Origin of the sequence: Floccifex sp. (assembly GCF_051873555.1) — a bacterium.
GTDB lineage: Bacteria > Bacillota_I > Bacilli_A > Erysipelotrichales > Erysipelotrichaceae > Floccifex.
In genome coordinates, this window is the sequence record NZ_JBJEEY010000051.1 from 1 (window position 1) to 2,649 (window position 2,649).

The window sequence follows — 2,649 nt, forward strand, 5'->3', positions numbered from 1 at the left end:
TTGCAATCAGTGGCTTAGACTACCTTCATCAACTTTTTAGTTGAACTTAGCGTATTTAATTAATCATTTTAAATAATAGCCACCTTTGTTTTTTGATCCTTTAAACTCACACAATTCTGTTAAGTTTCTTTTTAAAGAATTTTTGATTCTATCTAAAGTTGCTGAATGATCCTTAATGATAATAATTTCCAATAATCGTTTTGTGTTTAGCCCTGGATTTTCATTGATTGTTTTCAATAACAACAAATCAAAATCAGACAATGGGATTTTTATTGGGTCGTTTATTGGGTCATTTATTGGGTCATTTATTGGGTCAATCAATGAATTTAAATTAGGCAATATAAGTGAAAAAAAGTTTTCAGTTGGTTTAAACTGTGGCTGATAAGAACTGTTAACGTACGAATTGATTATTCTGGGAATTCCTGAGCCAAAGTTTTCAATATATCCTAACTTGTTTAGAATATTTACTAAACCTGGGTTTCTATATGTTTGAACTCCACTCATAATATCTTCTAGAGTTGCCTTGTATATTCCTCCGGGATTTGTTACTTTTAATTCCTTAGGGAAAAACTCAATCTTGATGTTTGATCTAATAAAATAGTCAGCATGACATATTGCATTTAAAATACCTTCACGCATACTCGCTCCTGGATAGGAAGTTGTTTCAATTCTTTTAAATGTTTTTCCGTCTATTACTGCAGATGTATTATTGTTAAGATTTGCAGCTTCGATAACATTATTTAATATTTTTAATAAAGACCCTTTGAATTCCTTTTTTAATAGAAAATTCATTTTTTCGTCATATACAGCAAACTTGACAATAATAGGTGATTGGTCTGATAATAGCAAACCTAAGTTTGTAAATTCATTATTTTTGTTGATAATTCCTAAAGAAATCAGGTTCCTTTTCTGATGACTGATTTTATGTTCATCACACACGTTATAAAAATATTTGAAAGACAATTCTTGTTCTTCACTGATATCCTTTTCATAAAAATAACCTTTTGAGTCCATTATCATAGATAGGATTTCGTCCTCTGAAGCTTGTCTGCAGCTACGTCCTAGCCTTTTATATACGCCACTTGGTTTAGGACCTTTTTCTTTAAGATAATATGGCTTTTCACTGCCTTTAAGTATTTCGATTACCATAACATTATCATCATTGAAGAAATGATGGATCAAATTTGACGGTCTAGGATAAAATGCTTCTTGAATCCAACTGGATATTGTTGTGTCAATTTTATCTCTAGTGGTATTATCCATAATTGGGACAATTGTTCCGTTATCTTCCACACCAATATATATAGTTCCACCATTTGTGTTTAGAAATGAAACAATTTCTTTTTTTACATCAGAAGTAAGTTCTCTTTTAAGTTCACATATGTCGTTTTCTAAATATGTCATTAGATACTCCTTTCTATGGGTCACTTTAATATACGTAGTATATCATAATGACCCATATATTTCTATAGTTTTTAATATCAAGTGAATTTACATGTTGATACTCAATTCTTATAGATTTTAATTGGATAAATATTACGGATGATTCCGTAAACATTATCACGCATTAATCGAGTTTGAAATCTTTTTGCTCGCTATCATATTAATGATACCGTTGTACGAAAACAAACAATTATTATAGAATTTATTACGCCAAATTTAAAGTGATAGGATATAATAAAAACCTTTCCCATAACTACTTGTACAGTGGTATGTAAAAAGAGTTTCTTCTCAAAAAATTGAAAAACTGTAGTACAGTAGGTCTAATAAAGTAGCAACTAAGCAGCAATAAAGTAGCAAACCAAAATAAAATCCTTATTTTAAAGGATAATTTGGCTGTGGAAATTCTCACGGAATTCTCAAAACGTTAATCAAATTTATCGTCAAGAGACAATCAAGATCACTCATTTATTTGGGTGGTCTTTTTCTTTTATATGTAAAAAGCATCAGCAAATTTACTGATGCTAATAAGTATATAATTACAAATTTAATGAATTTTGATTTAATAGAAATTCTTCAAGCGAGATAATCAAGATACCATTATTATCCCAGTAAGCTTTAAAATATTCATTTATTACTGCTATTTTTTTAAATGAACCAGGAACTTTAAGAAGATTGTTATATTCATTTTCACCATGTTGTCCATTAGGAATAGTATCCATAACTTGAATATAGTATTCTTTGCTTCCCTGACGTGCAATGAAGTCAATTTCTTTTTGTTTTTTAACTATTTTACTATCTTTGTTTGTTTCTCTTGTTTCAAGCATTCCTACATCTACAGCGTATCCTCTTGAACGAAGTTCATTATAGACAACTGTTTCAATTCCAAAACCTTTATCCATCTGTCTAAAATTAATACGTGCATTTCTCAAACCAACGTCTTCAGGATAACATTTAAAAGGTGTTGTTAAGTATTTTTTACCTTTAATATCAAAACGTTTTGCAGATTCAAACAAAAATGCATCTTCTAAATGTTTTAAATATTGGAAAATAGTGTCATTACTGATCTTAACATGTTTTTCTGCCATTAAAGTACCTGATAGACTGTTGGGATTTATTAGCGATCCTGTAGTGGAACATAAAACATCAAAAAGGGTGTATTTGTCAATCCAAAATTGAGCCACCTTATCAGTTTAAAATTGAGCCACC

2 protein-coding genes are annotated in these 2,649 nt (G+C 29.7%); both read right to left on the reverse strand.

Annotated elements, in window-relative coordinates:
* Nucleotides 1–63: 63 nt before the first annotated feature.
* Entirely contained in the window at nucleotides 64–1,404 is a 1,341-nt protein-coding gene (locus ACI32A_RS02935) for an RNA-binding domain-containing protein (RefSeq protein ID WP_439753531.1), read from the reverse strand.
* Between the two features lie 575 nt (nucleotides 1,405–1,979).
* Complete coding sequence (locus ACI32A_RS02940) at nucleotides 1,980–2,624, reverse strand: DUF4143 domain-containing protein (protein WP_439753532.1); 645 nt, start codon at nucleotides 2,622–2,624, stop codon at nucleotides 1,980–1,982.
* Between the last annotated feature and the right edge of the window lie 25 nt (nucleotides 2,625–2,649).

Coding starts and splice junctions, on each gene's coding strand:
- ACI32A_RS02935 (WP_439753531.1), bottom strand. CDS start 1,404: ATGACATATTTAGAAAACGACATATGTGAACTTAAAAGAGAACTTACT.